This is a genomic window from Amycolatopsis mediterranei (genome assembly GCF_026017845.1).
In the GTDB taxonomy this organism is placed as follows: domain Bacteria; phylum Actinomycetota; class Actinomycetes; order Mycobacteriales; family Pseudonocardiaceae; genus Amycolatopsis; species Amycolatopsis mediterranei.
The window spans coordinates 1,604,422-1,625,903 of sequence record NZ_CP100416.1; the positions used below are offsets into that span (position 1 = coordinate 1,604,422).

21 protein-coding genes are annotated in these 21,482 nt (G+C 71.1%); 10 read left to right on the forward strand and 11 right to left on the reverse strand.

Going from position 1 to position 21,482, the window contains the following annotated elements:
- Positions 1-149: 149 nt before the first annotated feature.
- Positions 150-1,184, reverse strand: a complete 1,035-nt coding sequence (locus ISP_RS07675) for an RIP homotypic interaction motif-containing protein (protein ID WP_013223316.1) — start codon at positions 1,182-1,184, stop codon at positions 150-152.
- A complete protein-coding gene (locus tag ISP_RS07680; RefSeq protein ID WP_230468729.1) occupies positions 1,174-1,716 on the reverse strand; it encodes a hypothetical protein in 543 nt (180 codons plus the stop codon). The genes ISP_RS07675 and ISP_RS07680 overlap by 11 nt, the downstream gene beginning before the upstream one ends.
- Positions 1,717-1,790: 74 nt before the next feature.
- Between ISP_RS07680 and ISP_RS07685 the strand changes: the two genes are divergently transcribed.
- Positions 1,791-2,216 carry a MarR family winged helix-turn-helix transcriptional regulator gene (locus ISP_RS07685; RefSeq protein WP_013223318.1) on the forward strand — a complete coding sequence of 142 codons (426 nt, stop codon included), beginning with the start codon at positions 1,791-1,793 and terminating at the stop codon, positions 2,214-2,216.
- A gap of 6 nt (positions 2,217-2,222) precedes the next feature.
- On the opposite strand, the gene ISP_RS07690 is transcribed toward ISP_RS07685, so the two are convergent.
- The 6 genes from ISP_RS07690 to ISP_RS07715 all read right to left on the reverse strand — a co-directional run bounded on the left by ISP_RS07690 (position 2,223) and on the right by ISP_RS07715 (position 10,447).
- A complete protein-coding gene (locus ISP_RS07690; protein ID WP_013223319.1) occupies positions 2,223-2,978 on the reverse strand; it encodes a hypothetical protein in 756 nt (251 codons plus the stop codon).
- Positions 2,979-3,002: 24 nt separating this feature from the next.
- Complete coding sequence (locus ISP_RS07695) at positions 3,003-7,568, reverse strand: RHS repeat-associated core domain-containing protein (protein ID WP_013223320.1); 4,566 nt, start codon at positions 7,566-7,568, stop codon at positions 3,003-3,005.
- Positions 7,565-7,903, reverse strand: a complete 339-nt coding sequence (locus ISP_RS07700; protein WP_013223321.1) for a type VII secretion target — start codon at positions 7,901-7,903, stop codon at positions 7,565-7,567. Before ISP_RS07700 ends, ISP_RS07695 begins: the two co-directional genes overlap by 4 nt.
- A gap of 18 nt (positions 7,904-7,921) precedes the next feature.
- Positions 7,922-8,467 carry a YbaB/EbfC family nucleoid-associated protein gene (locus ISP_RS07705; RefSeq protein ID WP_034284719.1) on the reverse strand — a complete coding sequence of 182 codons (546 nt, stop codon included), beginning with the start codon at positions 8,465-8,467 and terminating at the stop codon, positions 7,922-7,924.
- Between the two features lie 650 nt (positions 8,468-9,117).
- On the reverse strand, positions 9,118-9,909 hold the full coding sequence (locus ISP_RS07710) for a DinB family protein (RefSeq protein WP_230468730.1): 792 nt from the start codon (positions 9,907-9,909) through the stop codon (positions 9,118-9,120).
- Between the two features lie 97 nt (positions 9,910-10,006).
- Complete coding sequence (locus ISP_RS07715) at positions 10,007-10,447, reverse strand: hypothetical protein (protein WP_013223324.1); 441 nt, start codon at positions 10,445-10,447, stop codon at positions 10,007-10,009.
- A gap of 140 nt (positions 10,448-10,587) precedes the next feature.
- On the opposite strand from ISP_RS07715, the gene ISP_RS07720 reads away from it, so the two are divergent.
- Positions 10,588-11,586, forward strand: coding sequence for a hypothetical protein (locus ISP_RS07720; RefSeq protein ID WP_013223325.1), 999 nt, complete (start codon positions 10,588-10,590; stop codon positions 11,584-11,586).
- 112 nt (positions 11,587-11,698) lie between these two features.
- On the opposite strand, the gene ISP_RS07725 is transcribed toward ISP_RS07720, so the two are convergent.
- Both ISP_RS07725 and ISP_RS07730 read right to left on the reverse strand, forming a co-directional pair.
- Positions 11,699-12,019, reverse strand: a complete 321-nt coding sequence (locus ISP_RS07725) for a muconolactone Delta-isomerase family protein (protein WP_013223326.1) — start codon at positions 12,017-12,019, stop codon at positions 11,699-11,701.
- A gap of 89 nt (positions 12,020-12,108) precedes the next feature.
- Positions 12,109-13,050 carry an NADP-dependent oxidoreductase gene (locus ISP_RS07730; protein WP_013223327.1) on the reverse strand — a complete coding sequence of 314 codons (942 nt, stop codon included), beginning with the start codon at positions 13,048-13,050 and terminating at the stop codon, positions 12,109-12,111.
- A gap of 110 nt (positions 13,051-13,160) precedes the next feature.
- On the opposite strand from ISP_RS07730, the gene ISP_RS07735 reads away from it, so the two are divergent.
- On the forward strand, positions 13,161-13,727 hold the full coding sequence (locus ISP_RS07735) for a TetR family transcriptional regulator (RefSeq protein ID WP_013223328.1): 567 nt from the start codon (positions 13,161-13,163) through the stop codon (positions 13,725-13,727).
- Positions 13,728-13,767: 40 nt separating this feature from the next.
- On the opposite strand, the gene ISP_RS07740 is transcribed toward ISP_RS07735, so the two are convergent.
- Positions 13,768-14,718 carry an NADP-dependent oxidoreductase gene (locus ISP_RS07740; protein WP_013223329.1) on the reverse strand — a complete coding sequence of 317 codons (951 nt, stop codon included), beginning with the start codon at positions 14,716-14,718 and terminating at the stop codon, positions 13,768-13,770.
- Between the two features lie 131 nt (positions 14,719-14,849).
- Between ISP_RS07740 and ISP_RS07745 the strand changes: the two genes are divergently transcribed.
- The 7 genes from ISP_RS07745 (at position 14,850) to ISP_RS07775 (ending at position 21,405) form a co-directional block, all read left to right on the forward strand.
- Positions 14,850-15,713: a helix-turn-helix domain-containing protein gene (locus ISP_RS07745; RefSeq protein WP_013223330.1), complete on the forward strand. Its 864-nt coding sequence runs from the start codon at positions 14,850-14,852 to the stop codon at positions 15,711-15,713.
- Between the two features lie 64 nt (positions 15,714-15,777).
- A complete protein-coding gene (locus tag ISP_RS07750) occupies positions 15,778-17,058 on the forward strand; it encodes a hypothetical protein (protein ID WP_013223331.1) in 1,281 nt (426 codons plus the stop codon).
- Positions 17,059-17,469: 411 nt separating this feature from the next.
- A complete protein-coding gene (locus tag ISP_RS07755; protein ID WP_230468731.1) occupies positions 17,470-18,834 on the forward strand; it encodes a sensor histidine kinase in 1,365 nt (454 codons plus the stop codon).
- Positions 18,831-19,253: a roadblock/LC7 domain-containing protein gene (locus ISP_RS07760; protein ID WP_013223333.1), complete on the forward strand. Its 423-nt coding sequence runs from the start codon at positions 18,831-18,833 to the stop codon at positions 19,251-19,253. The genes ISP_RS07755 and ISP_RS07760 overlap by 4 nt, the downstream gene beginning before the upstream one ends.
- A 1-nt stretch (position 19,254) precedes the next feature.
- The gene (locus tag ISP_RS07765) at positions 19,255-19,614 is read left to right on the forward strand and encodes a DUF742 domain-containing protein (protein WP_013223334.1); all 360 of its coding nucleotides are present in this window, start codon (positions 19,255-19,257) and stop codon (positions 19,612-19,614) included.
- Positions 19,615-19,666: 52 nt separating this feature from the next.
- Positions 19,667-20,200 (forward strand): GTP-binding protein, encoded by a 534-nt coding sequence (locus ISP_RS07770; RefSeq protein WP_013223335.1) that lies wholly within the window; start codon positions 19,667-19,669, stop codon positions 20,198-20,200.
- On the forward strand, positions 20,197-21,405 hold the full coding sequence (locus ISP_RS07775; RefSeq protein WP_013223336.1) for a cytochrome P450: 1,209 nt from the start codon (positions 20,197-20,199) through the stop codon (positions 21,403-21,405). Before ISP_RS07770 ends, ISP_RS07775 begins: the two co-directional genes overlap by 4 nt.
- Positions 21,406-21,482 lie beyond the last annotated feature (77 nt).

The window sequence follows — 21,482 nt, forward strand, 5'->3', positions numbered from 1 at the left end:
TCCTCCTCGGCAAGCATCGACGCTGAAGAGTAGGTCCCACCCGACACGCGGATCAACCCTGGTCCGGCGGCTTCGGAGTCCGATTCCGGCGATCGGCCGGCTCGCCGCGCCGAAGCGTGCTCCGACCGGCGAACCGCGGGCCGACCGGGTCACCAGCGGAACCAGGGGTCTCGAGCGGGCTCGTCGATGACCGGCGGCGGGATCGGCTCGCGTTCCACCGGCTTGATCGTGAACGGATCCGGCTCGGCTTCGAGCACGATGTCTTCGAGATCGAGAGGGGCGGGTGGCTCGAGGTCCACCGGCTCCAAGCCGACCGCCTCTTCGCCGGGTGACGGGCCCTTCAGCGCCTCGGCTTCGAGCAGCAATTCGACCAGGGTGTCGATCAGGTCGGTGGCGTTCACCCCGGTGACGGTGATGTCTTCGCGGACCTTCTGCTCGTTGCCGAGCCCGTACTCGCCACCGAACGTGTTCTCCACGATCGGCGGCGGAACCGGGAGCCGTTCGTTGCACGTCACGTCGAGCGCCGTGTAGAGCTGCGCCGCATCCCGCTCGAATTCCCGCCGCACCAGCTTGACGAGCGCCCGCTCGGCCGCGTCGACCTGCCCGTCACGCAACTGGTCCACGATCGCGGTGTCCCCGCGGCCCAGTGCGATTTCGGGGCCGGTGACGACGTGGCGGAACACGTTGCGTTGCCGGTTGAAGTCGCCCACCTGCACGCCGCGGGAGTTCCAGATCGCCACCTTCGTCCGGCTCTTCACCGCCTCCGGCGTCGGCACGCTGGTGGCGAAGCTCCGGGCCAGTGCCTGGTCGAGGGTGATCCGCACGTCCTCGACCCGGAACTTGTGGATGTTCGTCTGCTTGTTCCAGTTCCCGATCTGAATCCCGGCACAGTTCTTGACGACCAGCGCGTTCCGCGGCAGCGGGCCGGTGAGTCCCTCCTCGGCCAAGGTCGCCGGGACGTCGATGACTTGCGCGTCGACGTCCGCCGTCGGAAAGAAGGCCGCCTGCGCCGTCGCCGCCCACTCCTCGATGACGCCGGGCGCGACGACGGTGACCCGGGTGCCGTGCCACCACGCGTCGATCAGCGGCTCTTCGGTGTGGGGCCCCGGCTCGCTGATCTCCCGCCAGGGCACCGAGCCGAAGATCCAGTCGCTGCCGAAGCCGTCTTCGTCCTCATCCGTCACTTCGACAGAGTGCGCTCGAGGGCTGTTGAACGCCAGCCGCCGGCCGGGGAACGTTCGGCCGGAAGGCCTGGCGCAGCACACCGATCCACCACAGGAACGTCAGCGCGATGATCGTGGGGTTCTTCAGGAACAGCAGGATGGCCAGGAAGGTCTGCCGGGCGGACTCGGGCAGCAGCTTCGCCAGGGCGTCTTCGGCCAGGATCTGGAAGGCCAAGTAGGCGGCACCGGGGAATGCGCCCTGCCACAGCAGGCTGCGCCAGTGGTTTCGCGCGAATGCCCGGCCGGCGCTCAGGCGGAGGGCCTGGCCGCGCATGGCGATCCGCCAGATGGCGACGACCAGAGTGACCCGGGCGGCCAGCACCACGACCTCGGAGGCGAGCGCGACACCGTGGGGGATCTGCGCGGTCCAGTTGACGACGACCAGCCGCTGGATCGAGGCGACCGACGAGAGGCCGAGCACCAGCCCGAGGTGCTCGATGTAGCACTGCCAGGCCCATCTCGGCACCTCGAGCGCCAGTTTCAGTTCGCTCATGACCACCCCGATGTCTCAGTCGTTGAACATTTTAGTTCAGTGTACTGAAATATCTGCTCAGGTAAAGTGACGGCATGGAAGGTCGGGACGCCGGACGTGAGCTCAGCACCGCCGTGGTGGCGTTCCACGAGGCGGTGGGGGCGAGCCTGGGCGTGACGGCGGTCGACCAGCGCGCTCTCGCCGTGATCGCGGGGGCCGGGTCGGTGTCGGCGGGCGACCTGGCCAAGGAGATCGGCCTGACCCCGGGCGCGGTGACCGGCGTGGTCGATCGGCTCGAACGCGCGGGGCTGGCCCATCGCGCCCCGGACCCGGCCGACCGCCGCCGGCTGGTGATCACGGCGGTGCCCGGAGCGTTCAGGAAGCTGTTCGCCGGCCTCGACGCGGCAATGGCGAAGCTGATGGCCCGCTATTCCCCGGCCGAGCAGGCGGTGATCGCGGGCTGGGTGGCGAACACCGCCGAGATCCTGCGCGAACAGACCCGGCTTCTCACGAAGAGATAGCCCGCTTCAGCCGGGGAAGTCCGCGTACTCGACGTTCGGTCCGTACAGCGCGACCTTGATCGCTTCCAGCAGTTCCTCGAGGCTGACCGGCGTGGCGATGCCGTCCGGCCCGGTCAGGGTCCAAGTGCCGGCCCAGGTGATCGTGTACACCTCGTGCCGGTAGTTCTCGAACTCCACGAACAGGTCGTCCCGGCCCTCGCCCCGGGTCACCGTGCTGATCATCGACTTGAGCCCGGCGAAGCCGCGTTTTGCTTGCACGGAACCAGTGGCGCCCCGGTAGCGGTACTTCAGGTACGGCGACGGCGGGCGGTCCCAGCGGGTGCCGCGGATGCCCGAGCCGCGGCTGTAGCGGTATTCGGCGTCCTGGAGGCTCTCGTCGCCGGCCACCTCGCAGCGGTAGACCGGGATGACCGCCCGGACGGCGTCGTTCATCTCGGCGTCGTCCGGGTACAAGCGGTGCAGGGGCGGGGCGGCCGCGGCCACCGCGTCGAAGCCGTATCCCCGGTGGGAGAAGCCTTCGGCCGGCGTCAGCGGGGCGTCGGTGGTCAATTCGGCGCTGTGCGAGCGGGCGAAGGACAGCAGCGCGACGGCGAAGCCTTCGTCGTACGAATCCAGTGCGTAGGCCTGGAACGCGCGCTTGCCGTCGTCGTACAGGGCGGCGCAGTGGTCGAAGCCGGGGGCGGCCGCCCAGTGCCAGGCGTCGGGCAGGTCGCCGAGAGCGGTGACGCCGGGCATCGCCGCGTAGGTTTCCCGTGGGTCCACTGTTCGCCTCCCGATCCGGCCTGGTCAGTGCAAGGTACACGGATGCCGAGGTCCCGGCTCCGTCTCCGCGTAACGGTCGGTGAGCTGCGCGCCTTCGGACGAGTTCTGCGATCGGCCCATGGCTTCCATGTCGTCGGTGTTGTTGTACCAGGCCTTGCGCTCCTCGTCGGTCATGTTGTGGCCCTCGTCGCGCCAGTGCTCCACGACCGGGGGAACGTGCTCGTAGGTCAGGTTCCGGTTGCCGTTCGCGTCGTAGTACGGGATCGGCCGGCCCTGCGCGTCCACCCAGGTCAGCTGGTCGTGCGGGATGCGGGCACCGCTCGGGTCGCGCGGGACGCCGCCGAGGGCACGGCCCTCCGTGGTCCACTTCGTCGCCATCGCGTCGTGGGTGGACTGCCAGTAGCCGCCGGGGTATTCGGTGCCCCGGTTGTGGACGTGGTCGGCGGGCCGCAGCGCGGGGTCACGGGCCCATTGCTGGCTCCCCGGGTCCCGGTAGCCGGCCAGGCCCAGCGGGTCGGCCACGGCGAGCGGGTTCGGGACGTACGTGTAGTGGTTCGCGGACGGGGTCAGCCCGATCGGGTCCGGCGACAGGTACCGCGCGGTGTGCGGGTCGTAGTAGCGGTGCACGTTGTAGTGCAGCCCGGTTTCGTCGTCGTGGTACTGGCCCGGGAAGCGCAGCGGGCAGCCGATTCCGTCCGAAGTGGACATGACGATGGTGTTGCCCCACAAGCCGCTGGTCCGGTACCAGGCGATCCGGCCGGTCGCGTCGACCAGTTCGGTCGGTGCGCCGATCAGGTCGGCGACGATGGCGTGGAAGCGGGTGTCGATGACCGCGGTGGGCGCGTCCGCCAGCCAGGAGCGGGTGGTTTGCGCGATCGGCTCGGCCGAGCCGCCGCGGTAGTCCCAGGTCGTGACGGTGGTCCGGCCGTCGACGGTGCGGGCGGCTTCGGCCGGCACGCTGCCGTCCCACGAGAACGTGGTTTCTTCGGCGATGCCGCCGTCGGGAGCGAGGCGCTGCTTGGCGATCCGGCGGCCGAACGGGTCGTAGCGGTAGCGCCAGCGGGTGCCGTCCGGCGTGGTGACGCCGACCAGCTGGTCGCGGTCGTTCCAGGCGTACTCGCGGATCCGGCGCCGGCCCGAGAGGCTGCGCCGGATTTCCCGGACGACCCGGCCGGCCGCGTCGTAGGAGTACGACGTCCGGCCCGCGCTGCGCAGCAGCATTCCGTCCACCGCGCGGGGGCCGGCCACGTCCGAGGCGTCCTCAGTGGACGGACCGGGCTGGGCCGAGACCAGGTTTCCCAGTGCGTCGTAGGCGTACTGTTCGGTCCAGCCGGCGGCTTGCACGCCGGTGACCCGGCCGCCCGGGGTGAGGGCGAAGACGCGTGGGCCGTGCACCCGGTCGTCGATCGCGAGCACCTGACCGTCGGCGCGGTAGCGGAAACCGCGTTCCTGGAGCGCGCGATCCGGTTCGCCGCCGGAAAAGAGGGTTTGCCCGGCGAGGCGGCCCAGTTCGTCGTGCGTTTGGGCCAGGCTCGCGTTTTCGCCGAGGCGGCGGAGCACCTCCCGGCCTTCCCGGTACTCGAAGGCGACCGTGCCGGCGGTCCCGGTCAGCGCGGTTTCCCGGCGCAGCTCGTCGTAGTGCCACCGCGCTTCCACGCCGGACGGGGTGATCCGGCGGACGCGGCGGCCGGTCAGGTCGTACTCGCTGCGCAGCACCCGGCCGTCGACGGCTTCGGCGACCGGGCGGCCGAGCAGGTCGCGTTCGTAGGTCACTTCGACGGTGCCGTCGGCGACCCGGCGCAGCCGGCCGCCTTCGTCGTAGTCGTAGGCGATGGTCGTTTCGCCGGAGGTCTGCCGGGACACCCGGCCGCGGACGTCGCGGGTCAGTTCGGTCACCGCGCCCGCTTCGGCGCGCGAGATCATCGCGCCCATCGCGTCGACCCGGTATTCGAGCGCGCGGCCGGTGAAATCCTGTTCGCCGATCAGGTTTCCGGCCGGGTCGTAGCGGTAGGACCAGGTCTGCCCGGCCGGGTTGCGGACGCCGGTGAGCCGCAGTTCGGTGTCGTGGGTGAAGGTGTGCCGGACGCCGTCCTGGCCGGTGCGCGCGGCGAGCAGGCCGAACGGGCCGCGTTCGAACACCGTGGTCGCGCCGGTGGCCGAGCGGGCCCGGACCAGGCTGCCTTCGAGATCGTAGAACCGTTCCTCGCGGTCGCCGCCTGCGGCGACGCGCCAGGCCAGCGCGCCTTCGCGGGTCCAGCCGTACCGGGTGGTGCGGCCGCGCGGGTCGGTCGCTTCGATCGCCCGGCCGAAGCCGTCGAGCCGGAACGTGGTGGTTTCGCCGTCCGGCGAGGTGATCGACAGCGGGCGGCCGGCGTCGTCGCTAGTGTAGGTCCAGCGGGCGCCGTCCGGTTCGACGGTGGCGGCCAAGTGGCCGCGCTCGTCCAGCTCGCTCGTCGCGACCGCGCCCAGCGGGTCCACTGTGGACAGGATGCGGCCGGCGTCGTCGTAGGTGTGCCGCCAGACCGCGCCGTTCGGCTGGGTCACCGTGACCGGCAGGCGCCGGCGCGGGTCGTACTCGATGGTGAGCGCGGTGCCGTCGGGGTATTCGATCCGCGTCGGGTCGCCGTTCCCGTCGCGCTGGTAGCGGGTGACCGCGCCGTTCTTGTCGGTGAACGACAGCAGCCGGTGGAACCGGTCGAACTCGGGGCGTTCGACGCCGCCGTTCGGGTCGACCACCGCGGTGATGTGGTTGTGCTCGTCGTAGTGGTATTCGGTGCGCCCGCCGAGGCTGTCGGTGACGACGGTGACCCGGCCGGCCAGGTCGTAGCCGAAGGTCGCGTCGAGGTAGCCGTGGAGCCCGGCGCCGCGGACGACGCGTCCGTCCGGGCCGTATTCGTACTCGTAGCGGTAGCCGGTGCGGTCGATCCAGGCGACGATCCGGTCCGCGTCGTCGTAGTCGTACTGGTAGGGCGCGCCGGTCGAGTTCACGATGCCGGAGAGCCGGCCGCGCCGGTCGTAGCGGAACGACACGATCGGCACGTCTTCGCCGGTTTCGCCGCCGCCGAGCAGGCGGTATCCGGCGATGCGGAGGCCGTCCGCGCCGTCGACGGTGTCGACGCCGACCCGGTAGCCGCCGGAATGCGTGACCGCGAGCGGGCGGCCGGTTTCGTCGCGCAGGTAGTCGACGCGGTGCCCGCTGCGGTCCGACAGCGAGCTGATCTGCCATTCCCCCGGCGCTGTGGGGTGCGCGGCGAACCGGCGGGTCCAGCCCGATTCCTCGTCGACGAGCAGGTAGGTTCCCGCGGCGGCGTCCCAGCTCAGCGGCCAGCGGGCGCCGAAGCTCGGCAGCACCGGAGAGCCGTCGCGGGCGGGGTGGATGTAGCTCAGCACCTCCGCGTCCAAGCCGTAGTACCGGACGAAGTCGTCGGTCAGCACCAGCCGCTGGTCCAGTGTGGACGCCCAGCCGGGGCCGAAGGACCGGCCGTCGCCGTAGCCGGAGGCGTACGCGCGGTTCAGCACCAGCGGCAGCAGCCCGGGCAGCTCGACGTCGGTGCCCGCGGTGATCATCTGGCCGGACACCGCGTCGACCGGGTCGCCGCCCTTGCCGTCGCAGCCGCCGGTGCCCTCGGACTTCTGCCCGCCGGCCGCCTCCGGATCGTGGCTCCCGGACGCGGCCGGGTCGGTGCCGCGGCTGCCGGACGGCGTGCCGTCGGGGACACTGCCGTCCGGTTCCGGCGCGGACGACGGCGAGGTGCCGTCGTGCGGGGCGCCGGCTTCGGGCGGGCCGGAGTGGCCCGGTTCGGCCGACGAGACGTGCGTGCCTTCTTCGCCGGGACGTCCGTGCAGCTCGGACATCACCTTCTTGACCGCGGCGAAGATCTCTTCGAGCTTCGCCATCAGCGGCCGCAGCTTCTCGACCGAGTTGATCAGCTTCTTGACCAGCGCGCCGATCTTCTCGATCCACGCCGACACCTGCTCGACCACCTGCGCCACCACGACCGGCGTGCCGAGCCCGAGCGAGCAGACCTCCTCCAGCGCGTCCTGGATGAAGTCGCCGACCGCCTGGGTGATCATGTCGCGGACCATGGCGCGCACCGCGGCGGTGATCACCCCGACGACCTCCACCACGGTGCTGATCCCGTTCGCGCAGGTCGCGGCCGCGTTGAGGTGGTCGATCTTGTCCTTGACGTTCGCGCGGTAGGCGTCCGCGGCGCGGCCGGTCCAGTTCGCCGTGTCCTTCCGCACGCTGTCGCCGAGGTCTTTGGCCGCTTTCTCCACGGCCTTGGCGATGTTGCCCCAGGTCTGCGCGTAGGCGGTGATCTGGTCGGCGTCCCCGGCGAGCTGGTTCAGCGCGTCCTGCAACGGCTGGACGTGCTCGATCAGCCAGTTGAGGCCGTAGGAGATGAGCGTGCCCACCGGGTTCATCGCGATGGTCAGCAGGTCCATCGCGGTGCCGAGCGCGGCGATGCCGCCCTCGATCCACGAGCCGGACTTGATGCCGTCGTAGGCGCCGATCGCGTCGTCGAGGACGTTGATGCCGGTGTGCCAGGTCGTCGAATCCTGTTTCGCGGCGACCAGGGGATTGCTCACGACAGGCCCTCGCCGAGGCCGGTGATCCGCTGCGCGTGCGCCTGTTCGGCGTCCTGATAGGTCTTCGCCGCCTGCCGGACCGACTGCGCCAGCGTGCCCATGGCGTCCTGCGCGGCGCCGAGGGTGATCACCCCGGGCGCGCTGACCCCGAGCACCATCGGCACGAAGAGCGGGCCGCAGATCAGGCCGTAGGCCTGGACGCCCATGGTGACCTGCTCGGCGGCGGCGAGCGCCTGCCCCAGCGTCTGCCCGACCTGCTCGACCGCCTTCGCGTGGGTGAGCAGTTCGTCCGGGCGGACCTGGTAGCCGCCGCCGTTCATCGCACCGTCCGGCACGGTCGCCTCTCGTCCCGGCTATTCGCGGATCATGACCGGGCCGCCGAAGCCCTCATCGTCATCGTCGGGCGGGGGTGGCCGGCGCGGCTGCGGCCTCTGCGGCGGCGGTGGTGTCGACGCGGCTTCGGGTTCGTCGGCGAGCCGGCCGATCCGGGCGCCCGGCCCGGTTTCGTCCGGCTCGGGTTCGGGTTCCGGGAACTTCGCCCGGTAGCTGCCGACGATGGTGTCGCGGGTCTGCGGATCGTCGCCGATGGTCTCCGCCATGACCTCGCCGAGCCGGTCCGGCAGCTTCGCCTGCGCGGTGCGCAGCGCGGACAGCACCGCTTTCGCGACCTGAGTGCCCGACATCTCCCGGACGCGATCGGTGATCCGCAGGTCGGTGACGTTGCCGGCGGAGTCGACGGTGACCGTGGCGGTGCCGTCCTTGCTGGCGGCCGACACCGAGACCTGCTCGACGGCCTGCTGCATCGCGCGGTAACGCTGCGCTTTCTGCTTCGCTTGCGCGACCAATTGGTCGACGCGGGCTTCCGCATTCTCGGCTTTGTCCGATATCGGCTCCCTCATCCTGTTGTCCATCCCCCCATCCCCGAGTCGGGTACGAGGAAACCACCGAAATCGAAGCGGCGTGCGGCAGACGTTCCGGAATTAAGCCGAATGGCCCACTCTCGGCAGGAGAGCCCGAGGTCGGCCGGGTTACCGCGCGGAACCGCCGAGGCGGTCTCGCAGGGTGGACCACCATCTCCGGCCGGTTCGCTCTCGAGCCACTCCGGCCACAGCTGGACGGTCGTCAGCCGGACGGGCAGCGTCAGGTCGCGCTGCGCCGGCGCTTTCACCAGGCCGCCCTCGAGAGCCGCGTCGATGGGGGCCGGGCTGTGGACGAAGCTCACCCACGGGATGGCGAGCTGCCGCGCAGGCCGTTCTGGACGCGACGCGTGATCTGTTCGTCCGGATCTCAGCCTGGGTGACGAGGGTCCGGAGCGCATCGGTCCCGACGCCGGTCCCGGGAGCCGGTGGGACCGGTACCTGGGGACGCCGATTCGCGGGACCGCCACGTATTGGGAGCGGCTGGAACCGGGGCCTGGTCGGCGAGCTGATGGCAGTGTCGGTGTCTGGGGAAGTGGTGGACGTGCCGATGGCGGTGCGCCTCGGCTTCGCCGCGGGAGCGGTGTGGTTCGTGGCTGCCATCCCGCAGCCGCGTCGGCGACCACCGCGGGTCAGACACCCGCCTCGAGCACCGCGAGGTCGCGCACGGCGTAACGGTGGTGTTCGGCTTCTTCCTTCAGCACCACCTTGAGGCAGCGGCGCACAACGTATTCCCGGTCGGGATACAGATCAGCCGGCTTGCGACCACACACCCGATCGAGCTCGGCCGCGGTGAGCCCGTCGACGACCCGCCGCATCACGGCCATGCGGGCGAGCCGCGGCGCGAGCACCTCGTCGAGCGTCGGCGTGGCTTCGAGGGTGAGGCCGAGCTTCGCCGCCGCGTCGGGAGGCGTGCCCCCGGCGGGCAAACCCAGCGGGTGGTAGGGCGATTCCTCTTCGAGCACGGCGTTGCCGAGCCAGGCATCGCCGGCGAACAGCAGATGCCGTTGCGTCTGGACGAACGACCACTCGCCGTCGACCTGCTCGTGCAGTTCGGCCTCGGGCAGCAGCCTCGCCTGGTCGAGCGTCGTGCGCCACAGGGCCTCAATGGCGTCCCAAGCAGCCCGGTAGTCCTCGGGAGAGACCGCATTCCGTGCGACCGCCCGCGCGGGGTGCCGGCGGTCGAGCTCGGCCTCGACGTAGGCGGTCACGTCGACGTCGTTGACGACGAGGCGCTCGAAGTCGCCACCGAGGTAGACGTCGCTGCCGTAGCAGTCGACGATCTTCAGGCCGTTCACCTCGCAGTCGCGGATCTCGAGGCCCGCGAGGTCGCACAGGTGGATACGGCCACCGCGGAATTGGTCGCTCTGGGTGTATTCGGAAACCATCGGAGCAGTCTCGCCGAGTTGTCCCGCCCGCGCCACGCTCCGTACGGCCGTCGATCGATGGCCGGAGCACGCAGCAGATCGGCGTCGCGGCGGGCGGTGTTCGCGCCGTTAAGGGCCCAAAAGGCCTCGCCGCTCAGGTGTCGTACCTGCCGCTGTCCCAGGGCTCGGTGAACGCCATGTAGTTGCCCGGATGTAGCTCCACCCACCACGCATCGTCTTCGTCGTCGCCGGGCCTGGGGACGAGACCGAAGGTGGTGCCGAACCGCTCGAGAGCGAAGGGTGCGACCTCGATTCGAGTGAACGTGACCGGGCCGAGTTCCCGCAGCCTGGCCTCATATCGACTCTGGCGGCGGTCCCGATCCATCTGAGCTCGCGGCCCGAACTCGTCGATCCTGGCTTCCGGCAACCGTCCGGATGGATCGAACAGGAACAGGGCAACGAACTCGTTGCCCTGTCCTTTCGCAGCCGATTCGAACGGCGTGGTCAGGAAGAACTGCCGGCCGTCAGCCGTGCGGCCGACGTGCTCGGCGTGGTAGGTGTCGTGGTCGATCGCGATGAGATCGGGTGCGCCCATGAGACCGGAGACTAGCCAGGCGGGCGTCATGGGCGAGTTGCCGCAGGCATCATTGACTGGGCCGTGCGGGTGACACGGCTCAACCCGCGGGCGTGCCGGGGCGTGGAGTCGGCGTCGACCGATTCCGAGGGGGAATTCGCATGTTCCGACGTGCTGCCGCGTTCACGTTCGCGGCACTCGCACTGGGCGCCGCCGTCACCACGCCGGCGGCGACCGCGGCCGCGGCCTGCACCTGGACGGCGCACAGGATCGTGGCGCCCGACGGCTACTTCGACGCCGACGTCGACATCAGGGGGACCGACAGCCACGGCAACTACTCCGGTGACGTCAGCGACCGGAGCGTCGACATGGGCAAGGTCGTGCTCTGGACCGACGGCAAGCCCCGTATCCCGGACGCGCTCGCGCCGTTCGTCTACCCGCACGTCGCCGACGAGAACGCCGCGGGAACGGTGCTGCTCGACGGCGGCCTTCCGTCGACGACCAGGGGCGTCTACCTCTTCAGCGGCGGCCACCGCGGTCCCGGCACGCTGACCCGGCTGCCCGACCCGCCCGGCTACCGGCTCGAATCGGCCGTCGCGCTCAACGACCGGGGCGACGTGCTCACCTCCGCCACCGATCTCCGGGACGGCCACCGGGTGAGCGTCCTCTGGTCGGTCCTGGCCGCGGGACCGCGGATCATCGACATCCGCGACCGGTTCGGGATGGACCTCGACGACGACGGCACAGTGCTGCTCGGCGCCCCGGACAACCAGCTCGGCGGACTCTGGCGGGCCGGCGTGGTCATCCCGCTGACCGGCGAAGACCGTCCCGTGCTGATCCGCCAGATCCGCAACGGAGTCGTGGTCGGCACGGCGATCGGCTCGTGGCCCGCTTCGCGCGCCTTGGCGTGGCACGGCCCGGCCGACCCGCGGCCCCTCGAGCAGGGCGGGACGGCGGAAGCGACCAACAAGCACGGACTGATCGCGGGCAGCCTGACCAACCTGGTCGGACCGGCCGCGGTCTGGCAGGACACCAAGCTGCTGGGCCGGCTGCCGTTCCCCGACGGCGGCGACGCGGACGTGTTCGTCATCGGCGACGACGGCGTCATCTTCGGCAACACCAGCAACGCACCGGCCGCGCTGCGCTGGACCTGCGACTGACGAGCGATCAGCTACGCGGGCTGGGGCGGCGACAAGATCGGTGAAGCCGGCACGAGCGCGGTCGCCGTCAGCGGCTGGGGCCGGTGCGGCCGTTGCCGGCGCCGGGGAGGGTTCACGATCGCGCCCGGTGGGCGACCTCCGCGGGGTCCGGGGGAGTGGTCGGGTAGACGTCGGCGTCGAAGAACCGGGCGAACGGCAGGGTCGCCAGCGTCTCCGCGACCTGCGCCTCGTCGTCGGCGACGATCTCGAGGAACGTCGCCCGCCGGGCGGGGGAAACGTAGTGGGCGCCGATCCGCCCCTCCGAGCGCAGCACCTCCAGCTGCTTCTGCTCGTCCTCGCGCAGCGCGGCGAATTCCGCGAAGTCGGTGTCGTCGCGGAGGGTCGCGAACACCATGAACGTCGGCGTCGCGGCGGTGTTCCGGGTCGGTGACATGGCCGGTCCTTTCGAGGGTGATCAGGGGTGTTGTCACGCCGGGCCGGGTCGGCCCGGAGAGTCCTCATGGGATGCGAGCGACGCGGTGGTCACTCGGTCGTGATGACGAGCTTTCCGCCCTGGGGTGGGCGATCGCGTTCGAGTTCCGTGAGCGCGGCGATCGCCTCGCCGAGCGGCACGCTGCGCGCAACCGGCAACCGCAACACGCCCTTCGCCGCAGCCTGCGCGACCGCGTCGAGGTCCGCCACGGCGGGTTTTCCCATCAGCACCCGATACGGTCCCGGCAGGACGCTTCTCACGAACTTCGCCGGCGTGGGGTTGATGTCGATGATGCGGCCACCCGGCTTGAGCAACGCCTGTGCCGTGCTGATCGGCAGCGTGCCCGCGGTGTCGAACACGACGTCGAATTGCTTCGCGAGTTTCGTCGCGTCGAAGTCGAAGTCCACGATCGGCGAGATTCCGAGGCCGCGTGCCTCGCGCCTCGCGGTGTCGCGGCAGCTGCCTCCCACGGAAGCGCCGCGGGCCAAGGCGATTTGTGCGGCGGAGCGGCCGACTCCGCCGAGGCGGCCGTGGATGAACACCGCTTGCCCGGCGTGCAGTTCGCCCGCGTTGACCACGGCCTGGAACGCGGTGAGCCCGACCACGGGAATCGTGGCGGCCTCCTCCCAGGAGAGGTTCGCCGGCTTCGTCACGACCGCTTTTTCTTCGGCGACGACCATTTCGGCGAACGCTCCCGCCGCCTTCAGGCCGGTCCCGCCGAGCACTTCGTCGCCGACGCCGAGCCGGGTGACGCCCTCGCCGACGGCCGCCACGACACCGGCGAAGTCGTGTCCCAGGCCGCGCGGGAACTTCCGGCCGGTCAGGATCTTCATCTCGCCGTTGCGGATCTTCCGGTCCATCGGGTTCGCGGCCGCTGCCTTCACGCGGATCAGCACCTCGCCGGGACCGGGCCGCGCCGGCCGGAAGTCCTCCAGGCGCAGTACCTCGGGACCGCCGTAGTGGTGGTACTGGATGCGTTTCGCCGTCGTCATGGTGAGGACCCCTCCGCAGTGATGTCAGCTGATGACATCACCGTACCACGGCGATGTCATCAGCTGACATCACTCTGCGGGTGCGTGGACGGGCGCACTAAACTCGCCGGATGGGGCGATGGGAGCCGGGAGCCGGTGGCCGGCTGCGCGAGGCCGCGCTGAACCTGTATCTCGAACGCGGCTTCGACCAGACCATGGTGAACGACATCGCCGAACGGGCCGGCGTGACCGCCCGGACCTTCTTCCGCTACTTCGCCGACAAACGCGAGGTCCTCTTCGACGCCGCGGCCGAAATGGAGGAGAAGTCGCTGGCCGCGCTGGAGGGGGCGCCCGCCACGGCGTCGGCGCTGGAGCTCGTCGCGGCCGCGCTCGACGCGGTGGCCGGCACCATCGGACACGACCGTGAGCTCGCCCGGATCCGGCACACGGTGATCATGGCCAACGCCGAACTCCGGGAACGCGAATTGATCAAGCTCGCCCAGATGACGGCCGCACTCGCCGACGGGCTTCGCCGGCGGGGCATCGGCGACGCCGAGGCCGAGCTGGCCGCCGAAACCGGCGCCGCGGTGTACCGGGTCGCCTTCCGGCGCTGGGCCGACGACGCCGGCGACCTGGACCTGCGCGAGGCCATCGACCAGTCGTTCGCCCAGCTTCGAACCCTGACCGCCGCCGACTGATCCCCGTGCTCGCCGGCGGCACGAGCACGCGTTCGACGGGTCAGCTCGAGACGGCGAGTACGTGTTTTCCCAGGACGCCGCCGTGTTCGAAGGCCTGGTGCGCGGCGGCGATATCGGCCAGCGGGTACACGCTGTGCACGATCGGGCGCAGTGCGCCGGAGGTGACGTAATCGGCCGTATCGTCCAGCACGGCCGAGCCGGGATTGGCGCTGAACGTGCGGATACGCCGGGAACCGTGGATGGCCGAGGCCGCGATCGCGGCCAGTGCGGGAGCCGACAGCCCGACGGTGACCATCCGGCCGCCCTTGGCCAGCCGGCTGCGGTAGCAGTTCAGCTCGGAGCCGACCGTGTCGAGGATGACGTCGAACGGCCCGATCTCCTCCGCGGTGGTGGTGCCGTAGTCGAGGACCTCGTCGGCACCCAGATCGCGCAGGGCCGCGGCGTGGCGGCCGCGGGCCAGTGCGGTGACGTGACCGCCCATCGCGTGCGCCAGCTGCACGGCCGCGGTGCCGACACCACCCGCGGCGCCACGCACCAGCACCCGCTCGCCGCCGGCCAGCCCGACGCTCTCGCGCAACGCGATCAACGCGGTGCTGCCCGTCACGACCAGGGACGCGGCTTCGATCGCCGAGACACCGGCAGGAGCGAGGCCGATGCGGTCGGCGGCGACCACGACGTACTCGGCCGCCGCCGCGGTCGTGTGCCGCCGCCGCGGGTGCACCATGCCCCACACCCGGTCCCCGGCGCGGAAACCCGCCACGCCCGTGCCGATCTCGACGACGACACCGGCGAAGTCCAGGCCGGTACCCATCGGGACCTTGCGGCCCAGCACCAGCTTGAGCCCACCGGCGCGGACCATCGTGTCGTGTCCGTTGACGCTGGACGCCTCGACCGCCACCAGGACTTCGCCGGCACCGGGCGTGGGGGTCTCGGTTTCGGTGACCCGCAGGACGTCCGGCGTTCCGAAGCTCATGATCTGTGCGGCCTTCATGGCGCGTTTCCTCTCGTGATCGGCTGGTGCGGAACCGATCCTGGGCCCTGTTCGCGACCGCACGGTCGTTCCCCTTTTCCTGGGACCGCCGGACCCACCCTGGCCCGGCGCAGCACCGGCATACTGGGCCGATGACCGACGACCCCCGCGGCGCGCTCGCCGACTTCCTGCGGACCCGGCGAACCCGGATCCGGCCGCAGGACGTCGGTCTGGAACCCGGCCCGCGGCGGCGCGTCGCCGGGCTGCGCCGCGAAGAACTGGCCCTGCTGGCCGGCGTGAGCTCGGACTACTACCAGCGCATGGAGCAGGGCCGTGACGTGCGGCCCTCCGACCAGGTCCTCGACGCCATCGCCGGCGCGTTGAACTTCTCCGCCGAGGAAACCCGGCACCTGCACAGCCTCGCCGCCGCCGCGCGCACGCCGGCCCGCCCCGCCCGCGCGTACCCGCCGGAGGAGGTGCCGGAGACCACGCTGCGGCTGCTGCGCGCGACCGCCTCGCCCGCCCTGGTCGTCGGGCGCTTCCTGGACATGCTGGCCTGGAACCCGCTGGCCGGCGCGCTGCTCGGCGCGTTCACCGAGCTGCCCCGGGCCGAGCGGAACCTGCTCGCGCTGCTGCTGCACCCGGAGGCCGACCGGACGTGCCCGGAGCGGGCGGCCACCGTCGCCGAGCTGACCGCGATGCTGCGGGCCCAGGTCGCCGCCGAGCCGGGGCACCCGCGCGCGGTCGAACTGGTGGGTGAGCTGGCGGTGCGCAGTACGGAGTTCGCGACGCTGTGGGCCCGCCACGACGTCGAGGACACGACACGGGGCCGGATGCGCGTCCAGCACCCGCTGGTCGGCGAGCTGAACCTGGACTGGGACGCCTACCCGATGCCGGGTGCTCCCGGGCCCGTGCTCGTCGTCTACACCGCCGAGCCGGGCGGCCCGGACCACGAACGGCTTCAGCTGCTGAGCGGCCTGCTCGACGCACCCGCCACGCCGACGACGTCCGTCTGAGCAACGTCACCCGCTCTTCGGAATTCGCTCGCCGCCGGGCTCGCGCTGACGCACACTGGCCGGGATGACCGACGATCCGGATGCCGGGAACGACTGCTGGTCCTACGCATCCGCCACCACGTTGCGGGGAGCGCTGCAACGCGGCTGCGGCGCGGCCGGCGCCTGGGTCGCGGCTCATCGGGTCGATCCGGAACTGGTGCTGGACTGCGTGCGCCGGGACTACCGGTGGGACCGGCAGGTCGACGAACGGGCGGTCTACCTCGCCCGGCTGGTCCTCGACGTCGAGTTGTCCATCGATCCCATCGTCGAACAGCTCTGGCGAACCGGGCTGAACAGAAAGTACGACGGCAACCGGTTCGGTCAGACCGTCGACGTACTGGCCGTCCTCGGTCAGGCGCACGTTGCCGTGGCGGTGGCTGCTCTGCGCCGGTATGTGTGTGAGGGGGAGCGCTGGGTCGAGGTCCTGCAGGCCGTCGCCGAGACCTGGCCCGGCGAGTGGTGGGACGACCTGGCTCCGGTCGTCGCGGGCCGGGCGGCGGACGCTTCGCCGGAGGAGGTCTTCTTCGGCCGGGAACCGTGGTCGAGCTGGGCGGGCCGCGACCGCCGGATCGACGTTCTGCTCGAGCGTGCCCAGCCGTCCGTGAGCTGGCGGTGTCCCAGTCTGTCCTATCGGGACACTCCGGTCGCCGGGTTGCTCGGCCTGCTCGCGGATCCGGACGCGCAACCCGAAGTGCTCTCGGCGGTGCTGCACGAGTTCGCTCGTCATCGCGGCCCGGAGCCGCGGTTGCTCGACGTCGCCGACCAGCTGGCCGCTCGCCCGGACGCAAGGTGGATCGGGTTGATCCACGCGTTCACGAAACTGGGCCCGCAGACCGTCGGACACGCTCGCCGGTGGGCTCGCAGTCCGTCTCATCCGCTGTGGTGGAGGGCGGTGGTGACGCTGGCCGAACACGGCGACGCTGCCGACGTTCCCGCGCTGCTGGCTGCCCTGGACCGCCTGGACGGTGACAAAGATGACTGGTGTGGCTACGACGACCTGGCCCGCGGCTTCGCTCGCCTCGGTGTCACCGACGTCGCACCGAGGCTTCGTTCGCTGTGGCGCCGAAGTCCGCACTCCTTCGAACGGGCTGCGTATGTGGAAGCGTTGTTGACACTGGATCCGGACGCCACCCGGCAGCAGCTGCCGGATGCGCTCGCGGATTGCGAGGCCGATGTCCGGCTCGTGGCCGCACGCCACGCGCCGCTCACCGGCGAGGTCCGCCGGCGACTCGGCCGGCTGCGTGATTCGCCCATCGAGAACCCGGACGTGCGTGAAGCAGCCGCCCATCGCCTTGCCTCGGGATAAGTGGATCACCCTCGCCGAAGCGAGCCGAGCACACATTCCTCGCCCATTTCCCGAAACACGAACCGGTCCGGTTGGAGATTGACTTCCCGGAAACCTCGAAGACCGGCGAATACATGCCGTCGGAGATTGACTCTTACGGACGGGAAAGATCGGCGCTAGGGTCTTGCTCGCCGCACGCGACGCTCGTCTTGATGCGCCGTACCCGGCACACACCGCGCAGTGCCGAGGCGACCGCCGCAGCGAATGAGGAGCCTGGATCGAGCAGCTTCCCCACGGCAGTCCGCCGGTCACTCCCTTCGATGAATGCCGGGCGCTTCCCGCGCCCGCTCGACATCGGGTGTCGCTGCGTGGCGCGCTCCGGTTCCGCACCCCTGAAGTCCCTGTCTCCGAGCGCCCCCGAGGACCTGATCGATGTCAGTGCAGTTACCCGCTCACCATCAGGCGGCCCGCCCGCCGGTGGGGCGCGCCGTGTTCGTCCTGCCGGCCGCGATCGTCGTCACCGGCGGGGTGTGGTGGTGGATGACGGCCGGGGCGCCCGCGGCGGACCGGACGTTCGTGGCCTGGTACGGCGGGGTGGCTGCCGCCGTGGTGTGTGCGGCGGTCACGGTCGCCGCGTACTGCGTGCAGGCGGTGCGCCACCTTCGGGGCCACGCCGCGGCACTGGACGCGGAGGTCGCCCGGCTGGCCGACGACACGCTGCCCGCGGTGATCCGGCGGGTGCGCGAAGGAGCGTCGGCGGACACCGCGATCGCCGAAGTGCCCGGGGCCGTCGACGGCGCCCACCGGCGGCTGCTGGACACCGTCGCCCAGGAGATCGGCCGGGGAGAGCGCATGCGCGCGGCCACGATGGCGGCCTGCGCCAACGCCGCCGGCCGGGTGCAGGCCCTGGCCACCAGCATGCTGGCCGACCTGCGGGAGATGGAAGGCCGGTACGACGAGAACGTGCTCGGCGACCTGCTCAAGCTGGACCACAGCACCGCGCAGGCGGGCCGGCTGGCGGACAGCATCGCGGTGCTGACCGGGGCCCGGTCCGGCCGGCGCTGGACCAAGCCGATCGTGATGGAGAGCATCCTGCGCGGCGCGATGGGGCGCATCAGCGCCTACCAGCGCGTGCGAACGCACTCGACGAGCACCGTCGCGGTCGCCGGGTACGCCGCCGAAGGCGTCATGCACGCACTGGCCGAACTGATGGACAACGCCGCCGCCTTTTCCCCTCCGTCGGAGCACGTGCACGTGTACGTGGAGGAAGTGCACGCGGGTGTCGTGGTCACCATCGAGGACAGCGGCCTCGTGATGAGCCCCGCGGCGCTGGAGCGGGCCGTGCGGGCGGTGTCCGCCGAGCCGCTGGACCTGACCACGCTGTCCGGCACCCGGCTGGGGCTGGCGGTGGTGGGCTGCCTGGCGCGCAAACACGGCCTGACCGTGCACTTCCGGCCGTCCGCGCGGGGCGGCACCGGAGTCGTGGTCATGATCCCGCGGCAGCTGATCACGCAGCCCGAACCGGACGTGCCGGTCAAGCCGAGCCCACCGGACGCGCCGCCCGCACCCGTCGCCGCGACCGCCTCGCCCGCCGCAACCGAGTCCAAAGTGGAGAGTGCATCGTCCGGGCTGCCGCAGCGACGTCGCGGGCAGACGCTGGCGGCCGCGCCCAGGACGGCGGCGCCGCCGGTGGCGAGCCCCGCACCGGTTCGTGCCGACGCCGGCGCGCGGTTCAGCGCCTTCCGCGCGGCCGGCCGGGGAACCCGCCCTTCTGCTCCTTCGGAGGACAGCCGATGAACACCACCGATCACGACCTGGACTGGTTGCTGGAAACCCTCCTGAGCAAGACGCCGGGCACCCGGCACGCCCTGGTGCTGTCCAAGGACGGGCTCAAGCTCTGCCACACCCGCGGGCTCACGATGGACCAGGCCGACCAGCTGGCCGCCATCGCTTCGGGCATCCAGAGCCTGGCGTACGGCACGTCGATCGAGTTCGGCGACGGGACCGGCGGCGTCCGGCAGTCCATGACGGAGTTCCACGGCGGGATGCTGTTCATCGTGGAAGCCGGCGAGGGAGCGCACCTCGCCGTGATCGCCGGCGATGACGCGGACGTGGGCGTCATCGGCCACAACATGAACGAGCTCGTCGAGCAGATCGGCGAGCACCTGACCGCCCCGCCGCGCCCCGCTCCCGACAGCGGCACCGCGGCCGGATGACATGACCTGGGAAGACCTGCACCGCGAGGACCCGGACCGGTTGTACACCGTCACCGGCGGGCGCAGCCGCGCGGACGAGAGCGCTCTGGACCTCGTGACGCTGATCGTGAGCGAAGACGATCCGGTCCCGGGCATGCAGTCCGAGCACGTCAAGATCCTGCGGATGTGCCGTCACCCGACGGCGATGGTGGAGATCTCCTCGGAGCTCGGCCTGCCGGTGAGCGTGGTGAAGATCTTGTTGTGCGACCTGCTCGACACCGGCCGGATCACCGCCCGCCACCCGTCCTCGGCTCCCGACGACGCCCGTCTGCCCGATCTCGAAACCCTGAAGCAGGTGCTTGTTGGACTCAAGAAGCTCTGAGCAAGACGCCCGTACCCCGCTGCCGAGCACCGCCAGGGACGGGCTGAAGATCGTGATCGTCGGCGGGTTCGGGGTCGGCAAGACGACCATGGTTCGCTCGGTCAGCGAAATCCGCCCGCTGAGCACGGAGGAAACCATGACGCAGGCGGGCGTCGGGATCGACGACGGCGCCTCGCACGGCAAGACCACCACCACGGTCGCGTTCGACTTCGGGCGGATCACGCTCAACGAGCACATGGTGCTGTACCTGTTCGGCGCGCCGGGCCAAGAGCGGTTCTGGTTCCTCTGGGACCGCCTGTTCGCCGGCACCCTGGGCGCCGTCGTGCTGGTGGACACCCGCCGGCTGGCCGACTCCTGGTACTCCATCGACCGCCTCGAACACCACGGGACGCCCTTCATCGTGGCGCGCAACAACTTCGGCCGGCCGGAACACACCCTGGACCAGGTGCGGCAGGCCCTCGACCTGTCCCCGCACGTCCCGCTGATCGACTGTGACGCCCGGCGGCGCGACTCCGGCAAGACCGTCCTGCTCACCCTGGTCAACCACCTCTTCGCCCTGTCCTCCGCCCGGGAGACCGCGTCATGACCACCCCCCAGCCCGCACTCGCCACACCGTTGTACGGGCCGCAATTCCAGCAGAAGTCCGCCGACCTCTACGCGGAGCTGCGGCGTGCGCACGGGCCGGTGGCCCCGGTCCTGCTCGACGGCGACCTGCCGGCGTGGCTGGTACTGGGCTACCGCGAGGTGCAGTACGTCGTGACCAATCCGGAGGTCTTCGGGCGCGACTCCCGGCGCTGGAACGCCTGGGACCGGGTGCCGCCGGACTGGCCGCTGCTCCCGCTCATCGGCTACCAGCCGACGATGATGTTCGCCGAGGGCGCCGAGCACCGGCGGCGGGCCGAGGCGCTCGACGAAGCGCTCGGCGCCGTCGACCAGTTCGACCTGGGCGCGCGGGCCCAGCAGGTGGCCGACGAGCTCATCGACGCCTTCGCCGGCTCCGGCGAGGCGGACCTGATCACGCAGTACGCCGACGGGATACCGCTGCCCGTCGTCGCCAGGATGATCGGCGTGCCGGACGCGGAAACCGGCGACCTGGTCCGGGACGTCTACCGGACGCACGCCGCCGGCGAGGGCGCGAACGAGGCTTACGCGCGCGTCCGGGAGAAGGTGCGGCGCATGGTCGAGGCGAAGCGGCGCGACCCCGGGCCGGACGTCACGTCGCGGCTGCTGGCCCACCCGGCCGCGCTCGCCGACGAGGAGATCACCGAGGACCTGCTCCACCTGATGAACGCGGGGCAGCTGCCCACCGCTTACTGGATCGGCAACACCCTGCGGCTCATGCTCACCGACGACCGTTTCGCGATGACGTTGTCCGGCGGCCGCCGGAGCGTCGGCCAGGCGCTGAACGAGGTGCTCTGGGAAGACACGCCCACCCAGAACTTCCCGGGCCGGTTCGCCGTCCACGACCTCCGGCTGGGCGGCAGGCAGATCCGCAAGGGCGACCTGCTCATCCTCGGCCTCGCCGCGGCCAACCAGGACCCGCTCGTCCGGCCGGTCCCGCAGGCGTCGACCGGCAACCAGGCGTACATGTCGTTCAGCCACGGCGAACACCGGTGTCCGTACGCGGCCCAGGAGATCGCCAAGGTCATCGCCGAGGCCGCGATCGAAGTCCTGCTCGACCGGCTCCCGGACGTGGTGCTGGCGGTGCCGGCCGACACACTGGCGTGGCGGCCGTCGCCGCTGTTCCGCGGCCTGGCGGCGCTGCCGGTGAAGTTCACGCTGGCCTGGTGATCCCCGGTGTCCGGCAGCGTGTCGCGGACCGGCTTCAGGGTTGGCGCAGGTCCGGGTGCGTCCGGGGAAACCACTGT

Bases quoted from the DNA above. Each gene is read 5' to 3' on its own strand.
- ISP_RS07680 (WP_230468729.1), bottom strand. From the start codon at position 1,716: ATGAGCGAACTGAAACTGGCGCTCGAGGTGCCGAGATGGGCCTGGCAG.
- ISP_RS07685 (WP_013223318.1), top strand. From the start codon at position 1,791: ATGGAAGGTCGGGACGCCGGACGTGAGCTCAGCACCGCCGTGGTGGCG.
- ISP_RS07705 (WP_034284719.1), bottom strand. From the start codon at position 8,467: ATGAGGGAGCCGATATCGGACAAAGCCGAGAATGCGGAAGCCCGCGTC.
- ISP_RS07715 (WP_013223324.1), bottom strand. From the start codon at position 10,447: ATGGGCGCACCCGATCTCATCGCGATCGACCACGACACCTACCACGCC.
- ISP_RS07720 (WP_013223325.1), top strand. From the start codon at position 10,588: ATGTTCCGACGTGCTGCCGCGTTCACGTTCGCGGCACTCGCACTGGGC.
- ISP_RS07725 (WP_013223326.1), bottom strand. From the start codon at position 12,019: ATGTCACCGACCCGGAACACCGCCGCGACGCCGACGTTCATGGTGTTC.
- ISP_RS07730 (WP_013223327.1), bottom strand. From the start codon at position 13,050: ATGACGACGGCGAAACGCATCCAGTACCACCACTACGGCGGTCCCGAG.
- ISP_RS07735 (WP_013223328.1), top strand. From the start codon at position 13,161: ATGGGGCGATGGGAGCCGGGAGCCGGTGGCCGGCTGCGCGAGGCCGCG.
- ISP_RS07740 (WP_013223329.1), bottom strand. From the start codon at position 14,718: ATGAAGGCCGCACAGATCATGAGCTTCGGAACGCCGGACGTCCTGCGG.
- ISP_RS07745 (WP_013223330.1), top strand. From the start codon at position 14,850: ATGACCGACGACCCCCGCGGCGCGCTCGCCGACTTCCTGCGGACCCGG.
- ISP_RS07750 (WP_013223331.1), top strand. From the start codon at position 15,778: ATGACCGACGATCCGGATGCCGGGAACGACTGCTGGTCCTACGCATCC.
- ISP_RS07755 (WP_230468731.1), top strand. From the start codon at position 17,470: ATGTCAGTGCAGTTACCCGCTCACCATCAGGCGGCCCGCCCGCCGGTG.
- ISP_RS07760 (WP_013223333.1), top strand. From the start codon at position 18,831: ATGAACACCACCGATCACGACCTGGACTGGTTGCTGGAAACCCTCCTG.
- ISP_RS07765 (WP_013223334.1), top strand. From the start codon at position 19,255: ATGACCTGGGAAGACCTGCACCGCGAGGACCCGGACCGGTTGTACACC.
- ISP_RS07775 (WP_013223336.1), top strand. From the start codon at position 20,197: ATGACCACCCCCCAGCCCGCACTCGCCACACCGTTGTACGGGCCGCAA.